Origin of the sequence: Myxococcus qinghaiensis (assembly GCF_024198215.1) — a bacterium.
GTDB lineage: Bacteria > Myxococcota > Myxococcia > Myxococcales > Myxococcaceae > Myxococcus > Myxococcus qinghaiensis.
Window position 1 is genome coordinate 1 of the sequence record NZ_JAKCFA010000001.1, and the last position, 20,976, is coordinate 20,976.

General features: G+C 68.0%; 18 protein-coding genes and 1 tRNA gene. 12 read left to right on the top strand and 7 right to left on the bottom strand.

Annotated features, from left to right (window positions below; genetic code table 11):
* The first annotated feature begins 261 nt into the window (after positions 1-261).
* Positions 262-564 (top strand): hypothetical protein, encoded by a 303-nt coding sequence (locus tag LZ199_RS00005; protein WP_253991557.1) that lies wholly within the window; start codon positions 262-264, stop codon positions 562-564.
* A gap of 263 nt (positions 565-827) precedes the next feature.
* Complete coding sequence (locus LZ199_RS46905) at positions 828-1,250, top strand: DUF6896 domain-containing protein (protein ID WP_407667150.1); 423 nt, start codon at positions 828-830, stop codon at positions 1,248-1,250.
* A 110-nt stretch (positions 1,251-1,360) separates the two neighbouring features.
* Here the strand turns inward: LZ199_RS46905 and LZ199_RS00010 are convergent, their stop codons facing one another.
* The 3 genes from LZ199_RS00010 to LZ199_RS00020 all read right to left on the bottom strand — a co-directional run bounded on the left by LZ199_RS00010 (position 1,361) and on the right by LZ199_RS00020 (position 7,481).
* Positions 1,361-2,893, bottom strand: a complete 1,533-nt coding sequence (locus LZ199_RS00010; RefSeq protein ID WP_253991558.1) for a hypothetical protein — start codon at positions 2,891-2,893, stop codon at positions 1,361-1,363.
* Between the two features lie 80 nt (positions 2,894-2,973).
* Positions 2,974-4,971: a hypothetical protein gene (locus LZ199_RS00015; protein WP_253991559.1), complete on the bottom strand. Its 1,998-nt coding sequence runs from the start codon at positions 4,969-4,971 to the stop codon at positions 2,974-2,976.
* Positions 4,971-7,481, bottom strand: coding sequence for a bifunctional metallophosphatase/5'-nucleotidase (locus tag LZ199_RS00020; RefSeq protein ID WP_407667151.1), 2,511 nt, complete (start codon positions 7,479-7,481; stop codon positions 4,971-4,973). The genes LZ199_RS00015 and LZ199_RS00020 overlap by 1 nt, the downstream gene beginning before the upstream one ends.
* Positions 7,482-7,622: 141 nt before the next feature.
* Between LZ199_RS00020 and LZ199_RS00025 the strand changes: the two genes are divergently transcribed.
* The 7 genes from LZ199_RS00025 to LZ199_RS00055 all read left to right on the top strand — a co-directional run bounded on the left by LZ199_RS00025 (position 7,623) and on the right by LZ199_RS00055 (position 16,209).
* Entirely contained in the window at positions 7,623-8,303 is a 681-nt protein-coding gene (locus tag LZ199_RS00025; RefSeq protein WP_253991561.1) for an NUDIX hydrolase, read from the top strand.
* Positions 8,304-8,386: 83 nt separating this feature from the next.
* Positions 8,387-9,850 carry an MFS transporter gene (locus LZ199_RS00030; protein ID WP_253991562.1) on the top strand — a complete coding sequence of 488 codons (1,464 nt, stop codon included), beginning with the start codon at positions 8,387-8,389 and terminating at the stop codon, positions 9,848-9,850.
* Between the two features lie 72 nt (positions 9,851-9,922).
* A complete protein-coding gene (locus LZ199_RS00035) occupies positions 9,923-11,482 on the top strand; it encodes a hypothetical protein (protein ID WP_253991563.1) in 1,560 nt (519 codons plus the stop codon).
* A gap of 55 nt (positions 11,483-11,537) precedes the next feature.
* Positions 11,538-12,284: an HAD family hydrolase gene (locus LZ199_RS00040; RefSeq protein WP_253991564.1), complete on the top strand. Its 747-nt coding sequence runs from the start codon at positions 11,538-11,540 to the stop codon at positions 12,282-12,284.
* Positions 12,285-12,417: 133 nt separating this feature from the next.
* Complete coding sequence (gene pdhA, locus LZ199_RS00045) at positions 12,418-13,542, top strand: pyruvate dehydrogenase (acetyl-transferring) E1 component subunit alpha (RefSeq protein WP_253992049.1); 1,125 nt, start codon at positions 12,418-12,420, stop codon at positions 13,540-13,542.
* Between the two features lie 55 nt (positions 13,543-13,597).
* Positions 13,598-14,584 (top strand): pyruvate dehydrogenase complex E1 component subunit beta, encoded by a 987-nt coding sequence (locus LZ199_RS00050; RefSeq protein ID WP_163868413.1) that lies wholly within the window; start codon positions 13,598-13,600, stop codon positions 14,582-14,584.
* Between the two features lie 5 nt (positions 14,585-14,589).
* Positions 14,590-16,209, top strand: coding sequence for a pyruvate dehydrogenase complex dihydrolipoamide acetyltransferase (locus tag LZ199_RS00055; RefSeq protein WP_253991565.1), 1,620 nt, complete (start codon positions 14,590-14,592; stop codon positions 16,207-16,209).
* A gap of 66 nt (positions 16,210-16,275) precedes the next feature.
* On the opposite strand, the gene LZ199_RS00060 is transcribed toward LZ199_RS00055, so the two are convergent.
* Entirely contained in the window at positions 16,276-16,518 is a 243-nt protein-coding gene (locus LZ199_RS00060) for a hypothetical protein (RefSeq protein ID WP_253991566.1), read from the bottom strand.
* A 185-nt stretch (positions 16,519-16,703) separates the two neighbouring features.
* Here LZ199_RS00060 and LZ199_RS00065 point away from each other — a divergent pair, with 185 nt between their 5' ends.
* Together LZ199_RS00065 and LZ199_RS00070 are read left to right on the top strand one after the other, a co-directional pair.
* Positions 16,704-17,006: a DUF2795 domain-containing protein gene (locus LZ199_RS00065; protein WP_253991567.1), complete on the top strand. Its 303-nt coding sequence runs from the start codon at positions 16,704-16,706 to the stop codon at positions 17,004-17,006.
* Positions 17,007-17,269: 263 nt separating this feature from the next.
* Positions 17,270-18,427: a sensor histidine kinase gene (locus LZ199_RS00070; RefSeq protein ID WP_253991568.1), complete on the top strand. Its 1,158-nt coding sequence runs from the start codon at positions 17,270-17,272 to the stop codon at positions 18,425-18,427.
* Here LZ199_RS00070 and LZ199_RS00075 read toward each other — a convergent pair.
* The gene (locus tag LZ199_RS00075) at positions 18,399-18,995 is read right to left on the bottom strand and encodes a hypothetical protein (RefSeq protein ID WP_253991569.1); all 597 of its coding nucleotides are present in this window, start codon (positions 18,993-18,995) and stop codon (positions 18,399-18,401) included. The two genes, LZ199_RS00070 and LZ199_RS00075, sit on opposite strands and share 29 nt — an antisense overlap.
* Before the next feature lie 58 nt (positions 18,996-19,053).
* Between LZ199_RS00075 and LZ199_RS00080 the strand changes: the two genes are divergently transcribed.
* Positions 19,054-20,025: a response regulator gene (locus tag LZ199_RS00080; RefSeq protein ID WP_253991570.1), complete on the top strand. Its 972-nt coding sequence runs from the start codon at positions 19,054-19,056 to the stop codon at positions 20,023-20,025.
* A gap of 34 nt (positions 20,026-20,059) precedes the next feature.
* Here LZ199_RS00080 and LZ199_RS00085 read toward each other — a convergent pair whose 3' ends face one another.
* Together LZ199_RS00085 and LZ199_RS00090 are read right to left on the bottom strand one after the other, a co-directional pair.
* Positions 20,060-20,740, bottom strand: coding sequence for a DUF2625 family protein (locus LZ199_RS00085; RefSeq protein ID WP_253991571.1), 681 nt, complete (start codon positions 20,738-20,740; stop codon positions 20,060-20,062).
* Between the two features lie 60 nt (positions 20,741-20,800).
* Positions 20,801-20,872, bottom strand: a tRNA-Glu gene (locus LZ199_RS00090).
* Positions 20,873-20,976 lie beyond the last annotated feature (104 nt).

Genomic DNA, 20,976 nt, shown 5'->3' on the forward strand with positions numbered 1-20,976 from the left:
CTGCCCCAGGTTCGACGTCGCCTTCAGCACCTGCTGCTGCGCCGCATCGGCCATTGCCCGCTGTGCCTCCGCAGACTCGGAGCTCGCGCTCCTCCTCTCGGGCCGTCCCGCATCTGATCAAGTAGTACTAGAGTGGCTACGATAGAAATGCATGCGGGGCGCAACTTCCGTTTGCGAACACGAAGCGATGGCACCCAGGTCGGGGTGGCCAATTACTACGCGTTTGCCCATGGCAGACGGCCATCCTGGTGGAGTGAGGAGATGCCCCTCGCCGCCACGGCGTTCGGTGTCTACGAGAACCGCCTGCACGTCAGGGATGGCGCCATCGTCCTGACGGAAGAAGGGCTCGCGGTGGTGTCAGGCGCGGAGAGCACGCAGGTACGCTTCGAGGAGATTGAGCGGGTGCACCTCCCCTCCAAGGAGCCGCTCTCGCTCGCCCTTCCGGTGATTCTGCATTCGGGCCTTGTCGTCGAAGTTCCTGCCTTCGGACCGGAGGGGATTGCGTTCGACCTGTTCCGTTTCCTGAACAGTGCCGTGAAGGAGGCCAGGGCAAGGGCGAAGTAGGGCCTCGCCGCCGTCAGCGGGTGGATGTCTTCAACGGCCCCCAGGGGAGCGAGCGCTCCAACGAAAACGGTCCGGCCCCCCGCGGAGAGAGGGGACCGGGCCGAAGCCCAGAGGCTCGAACCGGGTGACGCCTTCGAGACGGCGACCGGGAACCCGCCCATCCGAGTTCGTGGAAAACGATTGACGAAGTCGTGGGCGATGCCGCCCATGTTCGGTTCAATTCGCTGCGCGACAAGGGAAAGTTGCTCCCCTACTGAGGGCTCATGAACCGAGGGCCGTGGGTAATTGAGTTGATCCACCAGTACCTTCAGATGGTTCAGCACCTTTCCCAGCGGCTCACTGAGTCGTTTGGCGTCTCAGAACTCCTTTCAGGGCGACGCGAGAAGACCATCCCGAGAGCAGGTACTACCGACAGTGGGTTGGAATATCGATTCCATGGGAATGGGTGCTGGATATCCGACGGGGCACGACAGGTCGATTTTGATTGGATGCCAGATGGGAGGATCGATGGCTTTGACGCCTGGAGGCTTCATCGATTCTCCGATGACAATCCGGCCGTCGTCGGTGTTCGAACTCACGACGAAGTGCAAACCGAACTGGATGGGCTGCGCGGTCGAGGCTCCATCCAAGTTGTTGAGGGAGGGGCGTTCTATCGGCTGAGCGCGGTGTCAGTCGAACTCGCGTGAGCCTGATGGTCAGCAACGGGTCTCCCTCTTCTTCGCACCCCTTGTAACGGCAACGGCCCGGTCCCCAGGGAAGGGAACCGGGCCGCGATGTCTGCTCAACCGTGTGAGGGTTAGAAGCGCGCCTGCAGCAGCGTGTTGAAGCCCAGCGCGTGCGGCTTCTCGAACGTGGGCTGCGCCACGCCGGTGATGTCATCCCGGAAGGTGGTCCGGTTGGTGTCGTACGTGTAGTAGACCTCGCCGACCGCCGCGACGGAGTCGGACAAGTCCCAGCGGAACGTCGCCTTGGCGGAGTAGATGGGCTCCGCGCCGCACGCGCCCGAGCCACCGCACGTCTCCGGCAGGATGCTCAGCTGGTTCACATCACGCACCACGACGGTGCGCGTCCCCACCAGGTTCGGCGGCGGGTTGTTGCCACCCAGCACCGACGTCGGGCTGCGGAACGACGCGGGACGCTGGATGCCGAAGATGAAGCCCGGCGTGAAGTGCAGCTCCGGCAGGTGGTAGTCCGCGCCCAACGCCAGGAACATCTCCGGGTTCAGCTCCGTGCCCTCGGGGAAGTCCTGGAACGGAGGGAAGCCCGGCACGTCGAACTGGATGTACGAGAGGCTGCGGTACAGGCCGAGCAGGCTCAGGCGCAGGAAGCCCAGCTTCGCGCGGGCCTGCAGCGCCAGCGCCGTGGCGCCCTGGGGCTCCGTCGCGCCGAACTGGTCGGGCTTCTCCAGCGTCTGGGACAGGTAGCTGCCTTCCAGCGACACGGAGTAGGACAGGCCACCCGGGTACTTCTCCGGGGCGAAGAAGCGCTCGTAGATCTCCGGGTCGTTCTTGTAGAGCCGGAAGTCCACGCTCGTGCCGACGGGCACACCCACGTGGTAGACGACCTGCGCGGACACGCCCGCGGCGTTCACCGGCGCCTCCACACCCAGCGTCGCGAGACCCGGGACGAGGCCCTTCTGGAAGTAGCCGCCGCCCGCCTCGACGCGCAGCGTCTCCAGGATGTCCACGCCCGCGCCGGCCATCACGCCGTAGAGCGTCTCTTCCTCGAGGATGAGCTCGTTCTGCACCAGCGCCGTCTTGCCGCCCACGTACGCGTACCAGCGGTCGCGGGTGATCTGCAGCTTGGCACCCGGGACGCCGTTGGTGGCCGAGCGGGTGGTGAACACGCCGCTGCCGCCCCAGGAGATGCGGTACGCATAGCCCAGACGGAAGCGGTCCGCGGACACCGGGAAGCCGACCAGCGAGATGCCTTCCTTCTCACCCCAGCCCGGCGGCTGGTAGTTGAGCCGGATGTAGCTGGAGTTGTCCTGGATGGCGACCTGACCGCTGGGGCGCTCCAGCACCAGCAGCGTCAGGGCCGCCTCCGTCGTCAGTCCCTCGAAGAACGCCGGTGCCCGCTTGTAGAGCACGATGTTCGACAGCGACTCGAAGCCGGAGAAGCGCGTGTTGAAGTTGTCGTAGAACTGGGTGTTCTGATTGCCCGCGCCAAACCGTGCGTTGGGGCTGTTGGGAGTGGTCTCACCCGAGCCCGCGAGCACGTTGTCGTCCGCGAAGACGAACGACAGACGCGTGTCCACGAAGTCACTGGCCCAGGCGGGCGCACTCAGGGAGATAAGGCCGGTCAAGGCCAGCTTCTGCAGCGTTTTCAATGTCCCTCTCCACGGAGCGCCCGCTTGGGTTCGCTCCTCCCTGCACCCCGGTGACCCGGGGCGCGAGTTTCGTCAAAAGCCTACGGATTCACGCAAGGTTCGATGGGACGCGGGCACTCCATGCCCGGGCCTGGGTAGCAGCAGAGGTCGTCTTGATCTCGGGGAAGCACAATCCAGCGAGGCCGAGCCGCGCTGACGTGGCGCAGATGGCCCACGATGTCGAAGGTCGCCCCATGCAGGAAGCGGCACTGCTCGGCGCGGTCCGCGTCGGCATCCGTCTCGCTGCAGTTGACCACCAGGTCCGGCACGGCATCCTTGGTCACCAGGTTGATGCGAGCACGCGGGTGCTGGCTCACCTTGCAGGCCGCCGAGCCGTTCGCCGCGTTCTGCACGGAGACCCAGACATAGGACTGGTTCTCGTTGAGCGTGTGCTCCAGGCGCGTGGCCGCGGCCAGGGCGACGTTGCTCGGCACACCCGGCACGCTGGCGCCACCGAACCGGACATTCACGGCCTTGTCGCACCAGATGTTCAGCGTTGCGCCCGTGGGGTAGGTGTTGGTGGAGCGCGTCCACGCCTCGGTGGCGGGAGACACGGGCGGCAGCGCGTTGAGCGCATGCAGCCGGCCATTCACGGAGTTGTCGAGGCCCGCCTCGGCCGCGCCCATGGGGTTCATCTCCACCACGAACTGACCGAAGTTGTCGTACGTCGTCTTCTCCGCGCAGATCTGCCCGCGGTACTGGCCCAGGCCCAGCGTGCAGTCCACGTTGCACACGCGCTCCGGGACGTCCGGGTCATTGGGGTCATCCGTGCCGCAGGCGCCGAAGACGTTGGCGCGCGGGTCGGGACAGAAGAAGGGGACGGTGTTGTTGCCGTTGGCGTCGCAGCTGCGGAAGACCTGGGGGAACTTCACGCGGCGGATCTTCACCAGCGAGGACTCCAGGCCCTCCATCTTGTAGTTGCCGTAGCTGTAGCCGCACATCACGTCCGTGATGTAGGGCGAGCCGCTGAAGCCGCACAGCCGGCCGTTGATCTCCGTCGGCGGCGCCAGGTCCAGGTACTTGTTCCACTCGGACTGGGGCAGCAGGCGGACCTTCTCGCGGATGCTCCACGAGGGGAACGTCAGCTGCGTCGTCGCGGTGAACTCCTGCACCGAGCCCGCGATGGACCAGAGCAGGTCGCCAGGGTCCAGGCCTTCCGGGAAGGAGTAGTTGTAGATGTAGATGGAGTTGAAGCGGCCGGGGAAGAAGCCCGTGGGCTCCGCCGTCTGCGTGTTGGCGCCAGGGATGCTGCCCTCGCGCACGCGGCACGCCGTCAGGTCCGTCACGAAGAAGCCGCCCGGGTCCGTGCCCGTCACCAGCAACGTCACCGGCTGGTTGTAGTTCGGGTCGTCCGGCTCGCAGTTCTGGATGAGCGGCGAGCCCGCCTCGGGCGCGACGCCAATGCGCATGAACGTGCCGTTGTAGGCGGTGAGCTGGTCGCTGTTCTGCGGCACCTGCACCGTGGAGATGGTGGGCTCCTCGAAGTGCATGGCGCGCGACAGGCCGGTGGAGAAGCTGCGCACGGCGGGCTCCTCCGGCAGCTCGCCGGCGACGACCTGGCCCTCGGCGTAGTCGACCTGGACGGGCTCGTCCTCCACCCACACGTGGGCTTCACCGTAGAGCTGCGCGCTGCGCACGGTGCCCGTCCCCTTGCCGTTGGTGAGCTGCACCCAGCGGTAGCGATAGGGGCCGGTGAGGTTGCCCGGGACGGTGCGGAAGGAGACGGGGCCGTTGAACGAATCCATCGGCTGGCCCTTCACGTCCACCGCCTGGATGTCGAAGTCGATATCCACCGGGCCCCGGGGCATGGCCAGGCGGCAGTTCGGGGTGCCACGAAGCTCCATGGGCACCGCGGCCTGGTTGCCACCGTGCTGGGCGACGCAGCTTGCCACCACGGGCAGCGACGCGCGCGGATTGGAGTCCGCGACGTAGAAGCCCTTCACCGTGACCTCGAAGGACGCCAGGCCCTTCGGCTGGGGCGACTCCTCGGTGTAACAGCCGGCCAGGGCCAACGCCGACAGCAGCATGAGCTTCTTCATTACTTCACCCTCCGGCCAATGCGGCCGTCTTCCACGGCGTCGGCGATAGGCATCGCCGTCGGGTTCGTGCAGAAGTTGCGCAGCTGCTGCGTCACCGTTCCGCACACGGGGTTGGAGCCACTGAGGACTTCGCGGCAATCACACCGGCCGGTGAACGGGCCCGGGGAGACCGCGCAGGCGGCCTGGGCCTTTGCTGCATCGTCGATTTCGGGGACGTTGCAGCCCGTCGGGTTGTAGCCGCGGGCCGCGAGCTCTCCGCAGGTGCACGAGCCCACCTGCTTCGCGGCGATGCAGGCCGCGCGTGCCTGGTCGGGGTTGGTGACGGTGGCGACGCCGCAGCTCGACGGGTTGTAGCCATTGCGCAGCAGGTCGTCGCAGGAGCAGCTCCCCACCTTGGTGGACAGCTCGTTTTCGTAGTCCTGCATCTCCCGGCACGAGGCCACCAGGCGCTCGTTGAGGACCCACCTGCCATTGATGAAGGAGCCGCAGCGCTGGGCGCCTTCCTTGTTGCCGCGCGTCTCGTAGCCCGCGTTGATGTCGTCGCAGGTGCAGAAGTCCTGCATGTAGCCGATGAGCGAGTCGCGCAGCGAGATGCCCGTCTCCTGGCGCGTGGTGTTGCGCTTGAGCACGTTGAAGCCCGAGCCACCCTTGGCGATGTAGTCGTTCACCGCCACGCGGTAGGTGCCGAACGGGTTGAGGGGCTCGTCACCCACGATGATGTTCGTGCCGGGGTGGGCGTAGCAGCGGCCCGTCGTAGCCGAGGTGCTCGTGTCCTGGATGCACTGCCAGGGCGCGTGGCCCTCGCGGTTGTCCGGGGGGCAGTCCGCGCCGGCCAGCGAGATGTCACACGCGACGCGCAGGTCGTTGATCTGCACCTGGGCGCAGTCCATGGTGAAGCTGGCGCCGGAGATCTGGGCCTGACTCACGCAGCCACGCTCGGAGGAGCGCTCGGCCACGAAGTCGAACATCTCCTGCATCTCCTTGCCCGACAGGTACATGATGTTGATGGTGTTCTCGAACGGGAACACGTTGAACATCGACTCCTGGGACACGACGCCGGAGTAGAGGTTGTCGCGGATGCCCAGCGAGTTGGTGAGCGCCATCTGCGCGTCCACGCGGCGACGCTTGCGCATCGAGTCCGCGGCGATGTTGCCCAGCGGCGAGTCGCCACCCGTGGAGTTGTTCCGGCGCGTCACGTCCGTGGGCGCGTACGCGAAGATGTTGGTGAGCTGCAGCTTCAGGTCCATCCCGACGATGTAGGGCTGGAGCAGGTGCGTCGTCTGTCGGTCCTCCTGCTCGCGGCAGGCGTCGATGGCCGCGCGCACCGCGGGGGTCTGGATGAACTGGCCGTCCTCCCAGAAGATGTTGGGGTCGTAGCGGTAGCGGCGCATGGCGTCGTCGCACCAGAGCCCGTCGATGGGGAACACGCGGTAGTCCTGGCTGACGACCTCGCCGCCCTCACCCGAGCCGAGCACGTCCGGCATCTTCACGACCAGCTCCAGCCGGCCCACGTACTTGGAGAAGGCGCCGGAGTGCGCGAGCACCACCTTGCGACCGCTCGGGTCCGCCAGCAGCTGCGGCGGGTTGAGCACCACGTGCAGGTGGCCGCCCATGATGACGTCGACGCCGGAGACGCCGGGGATCATCACGCGGACGACCGACTTCTCCTCGCCCTCGGGACCGAACCACTCCAGCACCTGCCAGGGGTTGTCCTGGCGGCGGATGAAGCTGCGGGCGCGGCCATACTCGTAATAGGCCTCGTAGCCCTGGACGACGTCCTGGTCCTCGGTGAGGCCCAGGTGGCTGACGAGGACGATGAGGTCCGTCACCGGACGCAAGAGCGCGACATAGGCGCGGACGACCTCGTTCTGCTCCAGCGGGGTGACCTGCAGGCTGTTGCCACCCTCGACGATGGAGTTGAGCGAGGAGATGTTGGCCATGCCGACGATGCCCACCCGCAGGCCCTTGATGTTGCGGATGGTGTACGGCGAGGTCTCCAGCGCCGTCTCGTTGCTGCCGTTCTGCCGCCAGTCGTTCCAGTTGTAGTTGGCGGCGAGCAGCGGGAAGGTGGCGTTCTGCTTGGCCTGCTGCGTGAAGTTCAGCGCGCCCGCGTCGAACTCGTGGTTGCCCACCACCGCGGCATCCAGACGTGCCTGCGACAGGAAGCGGAACTCCGCTTCGCCGTTGTTGATGTTGAAGATCGGCGCGCCCTGGAAGCAGTCGCCCGAGTCCAGGTGCATCACCCGCTCACCCCTCGCGCGCTCACGCTTGAGCACGGCGGCCATGCGGGTGGCGCCGCCGAACGGGCCTGCCTCGGGCACGAGGCCCAGGTCCTGGTCCGTCTTCAACGGAGCGAAGTCGTACGGGATGAGCCGGGAGTGGATGTCCGAGGTATGAAGGAGCGTCAGCCGCACCTCCTGCCCCTCGAGGTGGTAGTCCTGGCCTTCCACCACTGGCATGCAAGAGGCGGTGGCCAAGGCACAGAAAAGGCCGAGCAGGAGGCGACGCATCAGGAAGAATCCGTGTTTCGGTAGAACGTCGGGAGTAAAGCGCGCGCAAGGTACGGTATCGGACACGGGCGGGCAAGCGACGCCGCCATGGCATTCCTACTCGCACACCTTGACGGTCGAACTCCAGGAGAGCAGGCAGACATGCGGCAGAGCCATTCCAGTGTGACTGACATCGAGATCATCGAGGATTTCTCGGCCACGGCGCGCTGCGACGAGGGTTTCCTCCGAGTGAAGAGACTGCGCTGCCGCAACCGGCGCGCGGACGGCTCTTCCTCGCCCGTCTACCGAGTGGACGTGGTGGACAGGCCCCGGCTGGACGCGGTGTCGGTGCTCGTCTACCGACGCGGTGCGGCGGGACTCGAGGTGTTGACGCGGATGAACCTCAGGCCCGCGGCGTATTTCAGGAAGGATCAGCGCGACGCGATGACGGTGCCGGATCCCGGTGCGGGCTACTTGAGGGTGGAGGAGATTGTCGCCGGGCTGCTGGAGCCGGAGGACAAGGGCGAGGAGGGTCTGCGGCGACGCGCGGCCGAAGAGGTGCGCGAAGAGGCGGGTTATGCAGTGCGCCCCGAGGACATCCAGCTGCTGGGCGGCTCGTTCTTCCTGGCGCCCGGCATCCTCTCCGAGAAGGTGTTTCCCTCGGCGGTGGACGTCACGGACGTGAAACAGGAGGAGCCGGAGGGAGACGGGTCGCCTCTAGAAGAGGGGACGCTCCTGCATTGGAGGCCGTTGTCCGAGGTCCTCGACGCGTGCCGGCGCGGGGACATCCCGGATGCGAAGACGGAGGTGTCGCTGACGAGGCTGCTCGCCCGACTGGGCTGAGCCCGCGTCAGTGGGGTTTCTCGCGGGCCGCGCGCCAGGGTAGGGTGCGCGGCGTCTCCGCACTCCACTGACGAGGTCGCTGCATGTCGTCGCTGCCCCCGTGGCTGGCCAACCTGTTGCCCATTCTCATCCTGCTGGGGGCCATCTCGCTCGTGCTGGCCCGCCTGCCCAAGGTGGAGCTGGGCCACACGGACGCGTTCCGCCGACGCCGCTTCTTCAACTGGTTCCCGCTGGGGATGACGTACGCGTTCCTCTACATGGGGCGCTACAACCTCAACGAAGCCACCAGCGCGATGAAGGGCCACACGTCCAACGCGGACTTCGGCACCATCTTCTTCTGGGGCACGCTCGTGTACGGCTGCGCCTTCCTGCTCAACGGGCCGTTGACGGACCGGCTCGGCGGGCGGAAGACCATCCTGATGTCCGCCGCGGGCTCGTCCGTGGCGAACGTGCTGATGGGCATCGTCGTCTACAAGGTGCTGACGGACGGCTGGCAGCCGCCGGGCGGAATCGTGGGGACGCTGTCCGTCCTCTACGCCATCAACATGTACTTCCAGAGCTTCGGCGCGGTCTCCATCGTCAAGGTGAACGCGTCCTGGTTCCACGTGCGCGAGCGCGGCCAATTGGGCGGCGTCTTCGGCATCCTCATCTCCCTGGGCGTGTACTTCGCCTATGACTGGAGCCGCTTCATCGCCAAGGCGGCGCCCACGTACTGGGTGTTCTTCGTGCCCGCCGCCATCCTCGCGGCCTTCGTCGTCGTGGACTTCTTCGTCATCCGCGACACGCCCAGCCACACGGGCCACCCGGACTTCGACACCGCCGACGCGTCCAGCGGCGAGGCCCACGCGGGCCTGGGCGTCTGGCCCGTCTTCAAGAAGATGATGAGCAACCGCGCCATCATCATCATCCTGATGGTGGAGTTCTGCAGCGGCTTCATGCGCAACGCCATCATGCAGTGGTACCCCAAGTTCGCGAAGGCGACGGGCATCTCCGACGGTTTCGTCGCGGCCAACTGGGGCATGCTGCTGTGCGTGGCGGGCATCACCGGCGGCATGTTCGCGGGCGTCATCAGCGACCGCGTGTTCGACTCGCGCCGGGGCCCTGTCTCCGCGGTGCTCTACGCGGGCATGAGCGTGGGCGCGGTGGCCACGTTGTTCCTGCTGGGCAGCCCCGCGCTGGGGTGGACGGTCATCTTCATGTCCCTGTGTGTCATCGGCGTGCACGGCATGCTGTCCGGCACGGCCAGCATGGACTTCGGCGGCAAGAAGAACGCGGGCCTCGCGGTGGGCATCATCGACGGCGCCGTCTATGCGGGCACGGCGCTCCAGTCGCTGCTGCTCGGGCGCATCCTCCCGTCGGGGGATGTGGCCAAGGATCCCCACCACTGGGGCAACTGGCCCCTGGCCATGCTGCCCCTGTCCTTCGCGGGCCTCCTCCTGGCCACCCGGGTCTGGAACGCCCGACCCCAGCCCAAGGCGGCCCCCGTGTCGGGCGCTTCCGCCGTCACCCAGACAGTTGCGGCTCCCAAGACTGGTACCGGGGGCTGAGTCCCCTGTGGCCCGCTGGACGTCACGGGGGCGTCACTCCCCCGTGACAGGGTTGTAACGTAGAGTGCTGGTGTGTCCCAGGCACCCGCACCGCTCCATAGCCGCTTCGAGGTTCACGACCGGAAGCAGTTCGAGATCAAGCTCGAGTACCAGCCCTCGGGCGTGGACGAGACGCGCTACCTCGTGGAGGCGCATCTGTTCCTCCCCGGCAGCCTGAACATCGATCAGGAGACGTACCCCCGCGCGGACTTCTACGCGGACATCCACAACTACGTGCGCTTCAAGACGCCGGTGATGGCGGTGGAGGAGCTGCTCTCGTCGGACACCTCGCCGCTGGTGCGGCTGGAGGCGTGGCTGCGCACGGGGCTGGGCTCGGAGCGGGACGTCGTCTACCAGGCCAAGCTCCTGTCGTGCGTGCTGCGCGGGGCGCTGCGCCGCTTCGCCACGGGGGTGGAGTCCCGCTGCGAGGGGCCGGTGGCGCTGCCCACCGACGCGTGCGCGACGCTGGAGTCGGAGGTCGTGGCGATGCAGGCGGGAGTGACGCAGGTGATGGCGCGCTTCCGTCAGTGGCTGCGCTCCGTGGGGGAGCTGCGCCTGCAGGAGCGCTCGCGCGCGTCGCTGCGGCTGGTGGACGAGTACGTCAGTCTGCTGGTGGAGAACGGCTTCCGGCGCTCGGTGGCGGACATGAAGTCGCTGCCGCGCGGAGAGCCGTGGCTGGGGCTGCGCAAGGGGCTGATGGAGGCGGTGCTGCGCGAGGAGTCCTACCGCAAGGAGCACCGGCTGCGCAGCGTCTTGAGTCCCACGGGCGACAACGAGGAGTACATCCAGCGGCTGGGCATGCTGAAGAAGTTCTGCATGAACGTGCTCTTCCTGTCCTCGCGCCGCAGGCAGAAGCGGCAGGGGTGGGAAGAGGTGTTGTTCGCGCTGGCCGCGGGCATCGCGATGGCGTTCGCCACGGCGGTGGCGCTGTGGGCGCAGATCCGCTTCACGCAGGTGAGCCTCAACTTCTTCCTCATCGCCGTGGTCGGCTACATGATGAAGGACCGCATCAAGGAGGGCCTGCGGCGGCTGTCGAGCCGGGTTGCCGCCACGCACCTGTCGGACCGCACCGCGGACCTGGTGGACCCGGTGACGGGGCGCACCATCGGCACCTGCGAGGAGCGGGTGGACTACGGGCCCAAGGTGCCGGACTCGGTGCTGGCGCTGCGGCACCAGGACGACTTCCTCACCGTGTCCCAGGGCGAGCTGACGGAGACGGTCATCCGCTACCGCAAGCACATCGTCCTGGACGCGCGCCTGTTGCCGCGCTCGGACCGGGGCCTGTCGGGCGTCACGGACATCCTGCGGCTCAACGTGGAGCGCTTCCTGCGGGACATGGACGAGCCGGAGCTGGCGCTGGAGTACGTGGACCTGGCGGACCTGTCGGTGGGGCACATCCGGGGCGCCAAGCGCTACCCGGTGGACGTGGTGTTCCGCTTCACGGTGGAGGAGGAGGAGACGGACCGGCGCCAGGAGAGCACGCAGCTGGTTCGGCTGGTGCTGGACCGCAACGGCATCCAGCGCATGCTGCGCTTCGCGGACACCACTCCGGGCGCGCCCACTGGCCCCATGCCCTGGCAGTCGGCCGCCTGACCCAGGCGGTTTCGGCGGCGCTGGGACGCGGGCGCGGGTAGTCTTCGCCGCGCCCATGGCCCACGAAGACTTCAAGAAGCGCATCCGCGACGACTGGCGCGACAGCCTGAACGCCATCCTGGCCCGGGCTCGCTCCCTCGGCGAGCGGGCGGTGCTGGCGTTCGACCTGGACTCCACCCTGCTCGACAACCGGCACCGGCAGGCCCGCATCCTTCGGGAATACGGCGAGGCCCAGGCCGTGCCGAGCCTCGCCGCCTGCGGGCCCGACCACTGGACCTCCGGCTGGGACATGCGTGACGCGATGCGTGCCTGTGGCCTGGAGGAGGCCCAGGTGCAGGCCCACTTTCCGGAGGCCCGCAGGTTCTGGGGCGAGCGCTTCTTCACCAGCGAGTACTGCGAGGTGGACGAGGCCATCGACGGCGCGGCGGCCTTCACCCACGCGGTGGTGGCGACGGGGGCAAGGCTCGTCTACGTCACAGGGCGCCACGAGGGCATGCGCGAGGGCTCCGTCGCCTGCATGCGGCGCCACGGCATGGCGCTGCCGGACGATGCGCGGGTGCTGCTCTTGATGAAGCCCACGCTGCGCGAGGACGACGACGCGTTCAAGCGCGACGCGCACGCGAGGCTGGGTCGGCTGGGCACCGTGGTGGCCGCCTTCGACAACGAGCCCACCCACGCCAACGACTACCGGGTGCGCTTCCCCGAGGCCACCGTGATTCACCTGGCCACGGATCATTCCGGTCGACCGGTGACGCTGTTGGACGGCATCATCAGCGTCCCTCATTTCACCCTCGGCTCCTGACGCACCGCGCCTGGAAGACAGGAGCGGCCCCGAGGGGTTTGAAAGGCTTTGAAGTCCCCCTGCCGCGCGCTATGAGGCGCTCGGCGTTTACCGCCCCGGGTGAGGAGGGGCGGACAGCATGGAGGCACCCGCGGTGGCCAGCCCGTACTCGAAAGACTTGCTGTTGACGATGTACCGGAAGATGTACCTCATCCGCCGTTTCGAGGAGCGCGCGGGCCAGCAGTACACGCTGGGGAAGATCGCCGGCTTCTGCCATCTGTACATTGGCCAGGAAGCGGTGGCGGTGGGCCCCATCGAGGCCATGCGCAAGGATGACTACATGCTCAGCGCGTACCGCGACCACGGCCAGCCCCTGGCGCGCGGCAGCGACGCGGGCATGGTGATGGCGGAGCTGTTCGGCCGGGGCACCGGCTACAGCAAGGGCAAGGGCGGCTCGATGCACATCTTCGACATCGAGCACCAGTTCTACGGGGGCTACGGCATCGTCGGCGGGCAGATTCCGCTGGCGGCCGGCATGGCCTTCGCCAGCCGCTATCGCAACGAGGACCGCGTGACGGTCTGCTACTTCGGCGACGCCGCGGCCAACCAGGGCGCGCTCCACGAGACGTTCAACATGGCGTCGAAGTGGAAGCTGCCGGTCATCTACATCTGCGAGAACAACCGCTACGGCATGGGCACGGCCATCTCCCGCACCTCGGCGGTGCCGGAGATCTACAAGCGCGCCGCCGCCTACGACATGCGCGGCGAGCCGGTGGACGGCATGGACGTGCTGAAGATGTACGAGGCCGTGAAGGACGCGGCCGCGTGGTGCCGCGCGGGCAAGGGCCCCGTGCTGCTGGAGGCGAACACGTACCGCTTCCGCGGCCACTCCATGGCGGACCCGGCGACCTACCGCTCCAAGCAGGAGGTGGAGGAGGAGCGCAAGGGCGACCCCATCCCCAAGCTGCGCGAGTACGCCATCAAGAATGGCCTGGGCGCGGACGCGGACTTCGAGCGAATCGAAGAAGAGGTGAAGGCGCAGGTGGACGCCGCGGTGAAGTTCGCGGACGAGTCCCCGGAGCCGAGCCTGGACGAGCTGTGGCGCGACACCATCGTCGAGCCGGGCGAGCCGGACGTGCGTCCCCGTGAGCGGGTGCTGGGCGTGAAGGTGGAGAACTGGCCTTCGTACCCGAGCGGCCAGGAGCTGAAGGTGACGTGGGACCTGGAGCCGCGCGCGCAGGCCGAGGCGGCGGACAAGAAGGCGGGCCTGACGAACTGAGTCGCAAGGCCCCCCCTGACCAACCAACCTTTTTGATTTCGAGTCGGAGCCGACGATGCCCGAGTTGATGTACCGCGAGGCCCTGAACCAGGCGCTCGCCGAGGAGATGGAGCGCGACGCCAACGTCTTCCTGATTGGCGAGGAAGTGGGTCGCTACAACGGCGCCTTCAAGGTGTCGCAGGGGCTGCTGGACAAGTTCGGGAGCGCGCGCATCATCGACGCGCCCATCTCCGAGCTGGGCTTCGGCGGCATGAGCGTGGGCGCGGCCATGGTGGGCCTGCGTCCCGTGGTGGAGATGATGACCTGGAACTTCGCGATTCTGGCGATGGACCAGATCGTCAACAACGCGGCCAAGCTGCGCCACATGTCCGGCGGTCAGCTGCGCTGCCCCATCGTCTTTCGTGGACCGGGCGGCGCCGGTGGCCGGTTGTCCAGCCAGCACAGCCAGTCGCTGGAGGCCAACTACGCGCACTTCCCGGGCCTGAAGGTGATTGCGCCCGCGACGCCTGCGGACGCCAAGGGGATGCTCAAGTCGGCCATCCGCGACGAGAACCCCGTCATCATGTTCGAGGGCGAGCGGCTCTACGCGCTCAAGGGCGAGGTGCCCGAGGGTGAGCACGTCGTGCCGCTGGGCAAGGCGGACGTGAAGCGGGAGGGGACGGACGTCACCGTCATCACCTGGAGCCGCATGTACTACTTCTGCATGCAGGCGGCCGAGGAGTTGGCGAAGGAGGGCATCAGCGTGGAGGTCCTGGACCTGCGCACGCTGCGGCCCCTGGATGAGGAGGCAATCCTGGCGAGCGTGCGCAAGACGAACCGCGCCGTCATCGTCGAGGAGGGCTGGGCGCTGGCGGGTATCGGCGCCTCCGTGGTGGACATCATCCAGTCCAAGGCGTTCGACGAGCTGGACGCGCCGGTGGAGCGCGTGACGGGGCTCGATGTGAACATGTCCTATGCGGCGAACCTGGAGAACGCGACCCAGCCGGACGCGCCCAAGATCATCGCGGCCGTGAAGAAGGTGCTGTACCGCCAGGGAGCCTGACCCGTATGGCCACGCCCATTCAGATGCCGAGCCTGTCCCCGACGATGACGGAGGGGAAGATCGTCAAGTGGCTGAAGAAGGTGGGGGACAAGGTCACCTCCGGTGAGGCCATCGCCGAACTGGAGACGGACAAGTCCAACCTCGAAATCGAGGCCTACGACGACGGCTACCTTCTTCAGATTCTCGTCGACGAGAACCAGTCGGCGCCCGTCGGCGCCCCCATCGCCTACATCGGCGCGCAGGGCGAGAAGGTGGCGGCGAGTGGTGCTCCGGCGCCCAAGGCCGCCGCGCCCGCGCCCGCTGCTCCCGCCGCGAAGGTCGAGGCCCCCAAGGCCCCGGCCGTCGCGCCTGCTCCGGCCGCCGCTCCCGCGTCGAGCGGAGGCGGAGACCGCATCGCCATCCAGCTGCCGAGCCTGTCCCCGACGATGACGGAGGGGAAGATCGTCAAGTGGTTGAAGAAGGTAGGGGACAAGGTCTCCTCCGGTGAGGCGCTCGCCGAGCTGGAGACGGACAAGTCCAACCTCGAAATCGAGGCCTACGACGATGGGACGCTGGCGGAGATCGTCGTCGGGGAGAACCAGTCGGCCCCCGTCGGCTCGCCCATCGCGTACCTCACGCCGAAGGGTGGCAAGGCCGCCGCCGCTCCGGCTCCGGCCGCCGCGCCGAAGCCCGTGGAGGCAGCTCCCGCCGCCGCCGCGCCCAAGCCTCCGGCACAGGCCGCGCCTGTCGCGTCCGCACCGGTGGCATCCGGGGGGCGACGCATTCGCGCCAGCCCGCTGGCGAAGAAGATCGCCAAGGACAAGGGCCTGGACATCGCCCAGGTGCAGGGCTCGGGTCCGTCGGGTCGCGTGGTGAAGCGCGACATCGAGGAGGCCCTGGCCCGTGGGGTGAAGGCTCCGGCCCCCGCTCCCACGGCGCCCGTGACTCGGAAGGCTCCGTCCGCCGCGACGGTGGCCCGCACCGAGCCGCTGTCCTCCATGCGCAAGGTCATTGCGCAGCGGATGACGGAGGTGAAGCCCGGCGTGCCGCACTTCTATCTCACCCTCGAGGTGGAGATGGATGCCGCGGTGAAGGTGCGCGAAGAGGCGAAGGCGATGGAGCTCAAGGTCTCCGTCAACGACCTCATCGTGAAGGCCGTGGCGATGGCCGTGCGCCGCTACCCGAAGATCAACGTCTCGCTCCAGGGGGACCAGGTGGTCCACCACGGCTCGGTGGACGTGGGTATCGCCGTGGCCTTGGAGCAGGGGCTCATCACGCCCGTCATCCGCGACGCGGACACGAAGGGACTCCAGGCCATCTCCACGGAGGTGCGTGAGCTGGCGGAGCGCGCTCGCAAGCGGGCCCTCAAGCCCGAGGAGTACACGGGCGGCTCCATCACCGTGAGCAACCTGGGCATGTACGGCATCGACCAGTTCGTCGCCATCATCAACCCGCCGCAGGCCTCCATCCTCGCGGTGGGCGCGGTGGCGGACAAGGTGGTGGCGCGGGACGGGCAGATGGTGATCCGCAAGATGATGACGGCGACGCTGTCGTGCGACCACCGCATCATCGACGGGGCCATTGGCGCGGAGTTCCTGCGGGAGCTGCGCGGCCTGCTCGAGCACCCGACGCGGCTGCTGTTCTAGGCCGTTCTCGTGGCCCGCTCCTCGTCGTGCTCCGTCATCCGGAGCGGATGGGAGCGGGCCACGGTGTCACTTGCGCGTCGGCTCCTCGCGGCGCGACTCCTCTTCCAGACGCCGCTGCTCGCACGTCACGCCCGCCTGCTGCTCGCGGCTCGTGCCCGTGGGCAGGTCGCGCTCCTCGTCCACCGAGCGTCCCCTCATGCCGGGCCAAGGCTCGGGGCGGGTGGCCTCCACGTGTTCAATGTGTTCCTCGTAGTCACTGTCGCTGTCCGCTTTGCGCGGCACGTCGTCCGGCTTGTCCTGGTGCGCCATGGCGCTGCCCTCCTGGAGCTGGAGACCCGCGTGGAGTCCCGTTGCTAACGGTGTGACGCACGGCGATAGGCGTCCACCCCGTCACCCCTCGGCAAGGCCCGTTCCCTCGCTTGCTGAGCGAGCACGAAAAAAAGGCCGGCAGCCACATCGGTTCGCTGCTTAACTTGGTCCAAATGAACGACGACATGACACGCGAACGGCTTGTCGAGGGTGTGTCGGAGTTGGAGTCACGGGTCGGTCAGCCGCTGCCACTCGCGCAGTCGCTGCACCAGGCCCTGCTCGGCGCGGTGTTCCCCCTCACCGCTGAAGAGCTCACCTGGGTGGCCCGGGAGAATGAGGCTTCGCCCACGGTGCTCTCACTGCTGGGCGTGCTGCCCAGGGGCAGCTTCCCCTCCGTGGACGCGGTGGCCGTGGCCCTGGAGCAGGATGCCGACCGCGCGGAGACACTCTCGGAGCCCCGCGCCTCCACCCTCACACCTCCCCGCTGAAAACCTCCATCATCGCGACGCGCCGGGCCCTCACCCGACGCGCTCGTGACGCCGGCGGCACGTCCGTGCCCCTGCCGGGGAACCGTGCTGCCGTCTGGATTTTCCTGGGGGTCAAACCTGTCTGGTTGCTCTAGAGTTGGGGAGGCATTGCGTCCCGGGGGGACGGTTCCGTCGGCACCCACAAGAAAGGGAGTCGGAGGAGGCGCTATCCTAGGCGTCACCAGCCTGGCCTCGTCGTGGAATAGCCGGCCAGGAGGAGCGTCATGAACCCGTCTGAACTACCCGCGGTGCTGTACGTCGACGACGACGCCCTGAACCTGCGGGTCTTCGACGCGAACTTCGGCCAACGCTTCCGCATCTTCCGCAGCGCGTCCCCCAGCGAGGCGCTGACGCTGCTGGAGCAGCGCAAGGGTGAGATTGGCGTCATCCTCTCCGACCAGCGCATGCCGGGGATGACGGGCGTGGAGCTGTTGGAGCGCGCCCGCTCGATTGCGCCCGACGCCAAGCGCATGCTCGTCACGGCGTACGCGGACATGCAGGCCGTCATCGACGCGGTGAACCGCGGCCAGGTGACGCGCTACTTCGTCAAGCCGTGGGACCGCTCGGAGCTGCAGGCGGCGCTGGACGACGCGCTCAAGATTGCCCGGCTGGAGCTGCGCATCCGCGAGGTGGAAGGGCGGATGATGAAGTCGGAGCGTCTGGCCACGCTGGGGCAGGTGACGGCGGGCATCGCCCACGAGCTGATGGGCCCGGTGGGCTACCTCTCGCAGAACGTGGCGTCGCTGCAGCGGGACCTCACCAGCGTCATCCAGTACGTGTCCAAGCACCTGCCAGGAGACCCGAGTCCCGAAGTCGCGGAGACGGTGGAGGATCTGCCGGCGCTCATCAAGGACCTGGCGGACGGCGCCGAGCACCTGCGGCAGGTGGCGCTGGGGCTGCGCGCGCAGGCGCGCGGCGAGGACATGGAGGGCACGGCGGACGTGGCCGAAGTGGTCTCCTTCGCGGTGAAGCTGGCGCGCGCAGAGGTTCGCGACAGGGCGCGGCTGACGAGCAACGGCGAGCCCGTGCGCGTCGCCTTCGGTCCGGTGAAGTTGTGCCAGGTGCTGCTCAACCTCGTGGTCAACGCGGCGCAGGCCATGAGTGGCACCGGGCGGCAGGGGCGCATCGAGGTCCGCTGGTCCGTGCGAAGTGAAGACGTGGTGCTCACCGTGGCGGACAACGGCTGCGGCATCCCCATGGACCTCCAGGAGCGTGTCTTCCAGCCGCTGTTCACCACGAAGCCGGTGGGCATCGGCACGGGCCTGGGGTTGTCCATCTGCCGCGAGCTGGTGACGCAGGCGGGCGGCAACCTGCGGCTGTCGTCCACGCCGGGCGAGGGCACGGACATCGAAATCACCCTCCGGCGAGCCCCGCTCCCCTGAGGCCGAAGGCGTTGCTGAGCATGCGCCACACGCGGTGGAGTGACTCGCCCTCCGAGGGGCGCACGTCCTCCACCAGCACGGCGCGCTGGGGCTGAGCGCCCTCCGGGGCGTACTCCACGACGAGCGCGTAGCGAGGGCCGGGACGCTCGACGAGGTGCACCGCTCGCACCACGTCGAAGGGCACCAGCTCCGAGCGGGTGGCACCCGGCGTCCAGGCCAGGCGCTCCAGGCGCAGGCTCTCCGAGCGGAAGTGCATCACGAAGCGACGGCGCCCCAGCCGGGACTCGATGCGCAGGGCGAGTCCCACCAGTGCGGCGGCGACGAGGGCCAGGATTCCCGATGCGGTGGGGAAGGCGCCCTTCTCGTGGCCCACCATGACGGCGGCGCCCACCGCGCAGCCCACGGCGACACCCACACACAATCCCGGCAGCATTCTCCGCTCCCAACGCGGAGGGAGGGATTCGCCCAGCAGTCGACCGCCGTCGTAACGCAGGCGCACGTCTCCCAGGAGTGGGGGCACCCGGTTCTCCATCAACGCGTCTTCGAAGCTCGCCACGGACGGCAGCATAGCGGCCCCCGCATGCGAGCCTCGAAGTCCGCGTGAAGCTGTGCGAATCTCCCAAGTCATGGATCTCCCGTTCGAGACCGGTGAGGGCGGCGGTGGGGAGGGGGGAACGCTCGCCTCGACGGTGTTGGTGGTGGACGACGAGCCCGTCGTCCTGGACATCTGCGCGCGGTTGCTGGAGCGCGAGTCGGACCTGGTGGTGCTGGTGGCGGCGAGCGCGGAGGAAGCGCTGCCGATTCTCAGCGAGCAGCGGGTCGACGTGCTGGTGACGGACAAGAACCTGCCTGGCATGGGCGGGGTGGAGCTGGTCTCCGAGGCGCGCAACCTCCAGCCGACGCTGGAGGCGCTGATGATTACGGCCTACGCGAGCAGCGAGTCCGTCATCGCCGCCTTCGCCGCGGGCGCCAGTGACTACATCCTCAAGCCCTTCGACGACTTGCGGGTGTTGCGCGCCAAGGTGCGGGCGGCGCTGGAGCGGCGCAGCGCGGGGACGCAGGTGCGGGAGCAGGCCCGCGAAGTGGCGCGCGAGGCGGCGACGTTGCTGGCCGCGGGGCATGACGCTCCGGAGCCGGCGCACGAGGCGCTGGAGGTGGAGCTGCGGGCCTACGAGGAGTCCTCGCGCACGGTGCTGGACGGGCGGGTGGCGGTGGTGGGCAGCGAGGAGGCGCTCTCCGTGTTGAAGGAGGCGGGCTTCGAGGTGCGGGAGCTTCCGCCGTACGCGCCGGAGCTGGAGAGCGTGGACGTGGTGGTGGTGGAGACGGGAGACCCGCAGTGGCGCACGCTCGCGGAGCGGCTCCAGCGTCGGCCCCCGGACGTGCTCCTCTTGGCCAGTCCCCAGGCGGACCTGGGCGACCTGCTGGAGGCCATCACCCTGCGCATGGACCTGGTGGGCTTTGGCAGTACGCAGGGCGCGAGCGCGCTGCCGGAAAAGGTGCGGATGCTGCTCCTGCGCCGAGGCGTACAGCGGGCACAGGACCGGCTCACCGCCGCGCTCTCCGCCTTCCGGCAGAGCATCCCCACGTCGAAGGCTTGAGACGGCTCGGAAGGGAAGGGGACCAGTCCCTGCTTCAGGGCCTGGTGCCGTCGAGCTGACGCGCGAACTCGAGCTGGATGTTCAGCAGCTCCGTCATGGGAACCGGGCGCCGCGACACGCGGGCGAGGTCCTTGCCCTCCGCTGTCCAGAGCGGTGGGTGCATGGAGAAGCCTTCATCTGGAGAGAGTCGTGAGATGTCCTCGCTCCAACCGGCCCCTCGGTGGTCGCCGTAGAACCCGGAGAGGTCTCCTCCCAGGAAGAACGCCAGCAGGTCCGAGTAGCCACGACCCAGGTCTTCCCACTTGAGCGAGTCGGGCGCGAAGTAGAACGCGCCGCCACGTCCCTCGCCGAGCGCCCCGCCGTCGAGCGCGAAGAAGCCGCCGAGAGCGTCGTGTGCCACGAGCAGCATCCCCTGCGTCGAAGCCACCGCTTGATGTGGGCCCAGGGCATTCCAGGACGACAGGCTGCCGCGCATGCGCGCACCACCGCTGCCCAGGATTCGGAGCCAGCCTTGGTCGACGAGCAGGCCACCTGTTTCATAGGCCACCGCACCCAAGGGGGAGCGGGTCGTCACTTGAAGCTGGTGGAGGACCTGGCCCGCGGCGTCTTCGTCCCGAGGAAGCACCTCGACGGGGTTGCTCGCGGAGGCGAGCCACTCCTGCACCAACGGCCAGGCGGGTGAGGCGGTGTCGAGCAGCTCCTTCAGCGTCCGCATGCCGTCACCGTGCCCCGGAAATACAAAACGCCGCCTTCCTTTCAGAAGGCGGCGTCTGAGTGACCCTGCCGGGATTCGAACCCGAGTTTGAGCCGTGAGAGGGCTCCGTCCTAACCGCTAGACGACAGGGCCGACATTTCGCTGCAACCACCGTGTTTCTGCTGCTGCTTCCTACATTCTCGTTTGGCTCTCGTCAACCTTCTGATTTCGAGCTTCCGAGGTGCTGCGGACTGCGG

Bases quoted from the DNA above. Each gene is read 5' to 3' on its own strand.
- LZ199_RS00005 (WP_253991557.1), top strand. From the start codon at position 262: ATGCCCCTCGCCGCCACGGCGTTCGGTGTCTACGAGAACCGCCTGCAC.
- LZ199_RS46905 (WP_407667150.1), top strand. From the start codon at position 828: ATGAACCGAGGGCCGTGGGTAATTGAGTTGATCCACCAGTACCTTCAG.
- LZ199_RS00015 (WP_253991559.1), bottom strand. From the start codon at position 4,971: ATGAAGAAGCTCATGCTGCTGTCGGCGTTGGCCCTGGCCGGCTGTTAC.
- LZ199_RS00020 (WP_407667151.1), bottom strand. From the start codon at position 7,481: ATGCGTCGCCTCCTGCTCGGCCTTTTCTGTGCCTTGGCCACCGCCTCT.
- LZ199_RS00025 (WP_253991561.1), top strand. From the start codon at position 7,623: ATGCGGCAGAGCCATTCCAGTGTGACTGACATCGAGATCATCGAGGAT.
- LZ199_RS00030 (WP_253991562.1), top strand. From the start codon at position 8,387: ATGTCGTCGCTGCCCCCGTGGCTGGCCAACCTGTTGCCCATTCTCATC.
- LZ199_RS00040 (WP_253991564.1), top strand. From the start codon at position 11,538: ATGGCCCACGAAGACTTCAAGAAGCGCATCCGCGACGACTGGCGCGAC.
- LZ199_RS00050 (WP_163868413.1), top strand. From the start codon at position 13,598: ATGCCCGAGTTGATGTACCGCGAGGCCCTGAACCAGGCGCTCGCCGAG.
- LZ199_RS00055 (WP_253991565.1), top strand. From the start codon at position 14,590: ATGGCCACGCCCATTCAGATGCCGAGCCTGTCCCCGACGATGACGGAG.
- LZ199_RS00060 (WP_253991566.1), bottom strand. From the start codon at position 16,518: ATGGCGCACCAGGACAAGCCGGACGACGTGCCGCGCAAAGCGGACAGC.
- LZ199_RS00065 (WP_253991567.1), top strand. From the start codon at position 16,704: ATGACACGCGAACGGCTTGTCGAGGGTGTGTCGGAGTTGGAGTCACGG.
- LZ199_RS00070 (WP_253991568.1), top strand. From the start codon at position 17,270: ATGAACCCGTCTGAACTACCCGCGGTGCTGTACGTCGACGACGACGCC.
- LZ199_RS00075 (WP_253991569.1), bottom strand. From the start codon at position 18,995: ATGCTGCCGTCCGTGGCGAGCTTCGAAGACGCGTTGATGGAGAACCGG.
- LZ199_RS00080 (WP_253991570.1), top strand. From the start codon at position 19,054: ATGGATCTCCCGTTCGAGACCGGTGAGGGCGGCGGTGGGGAGGGGGGA.
- LZ199_RS00085 (WP_253991571.1), bottom strand. From the start codon at position 20,740: ATGCGGACGCTGAAGGAGCTGCTCGACACCGCCTCACCCGCCTGGCCG.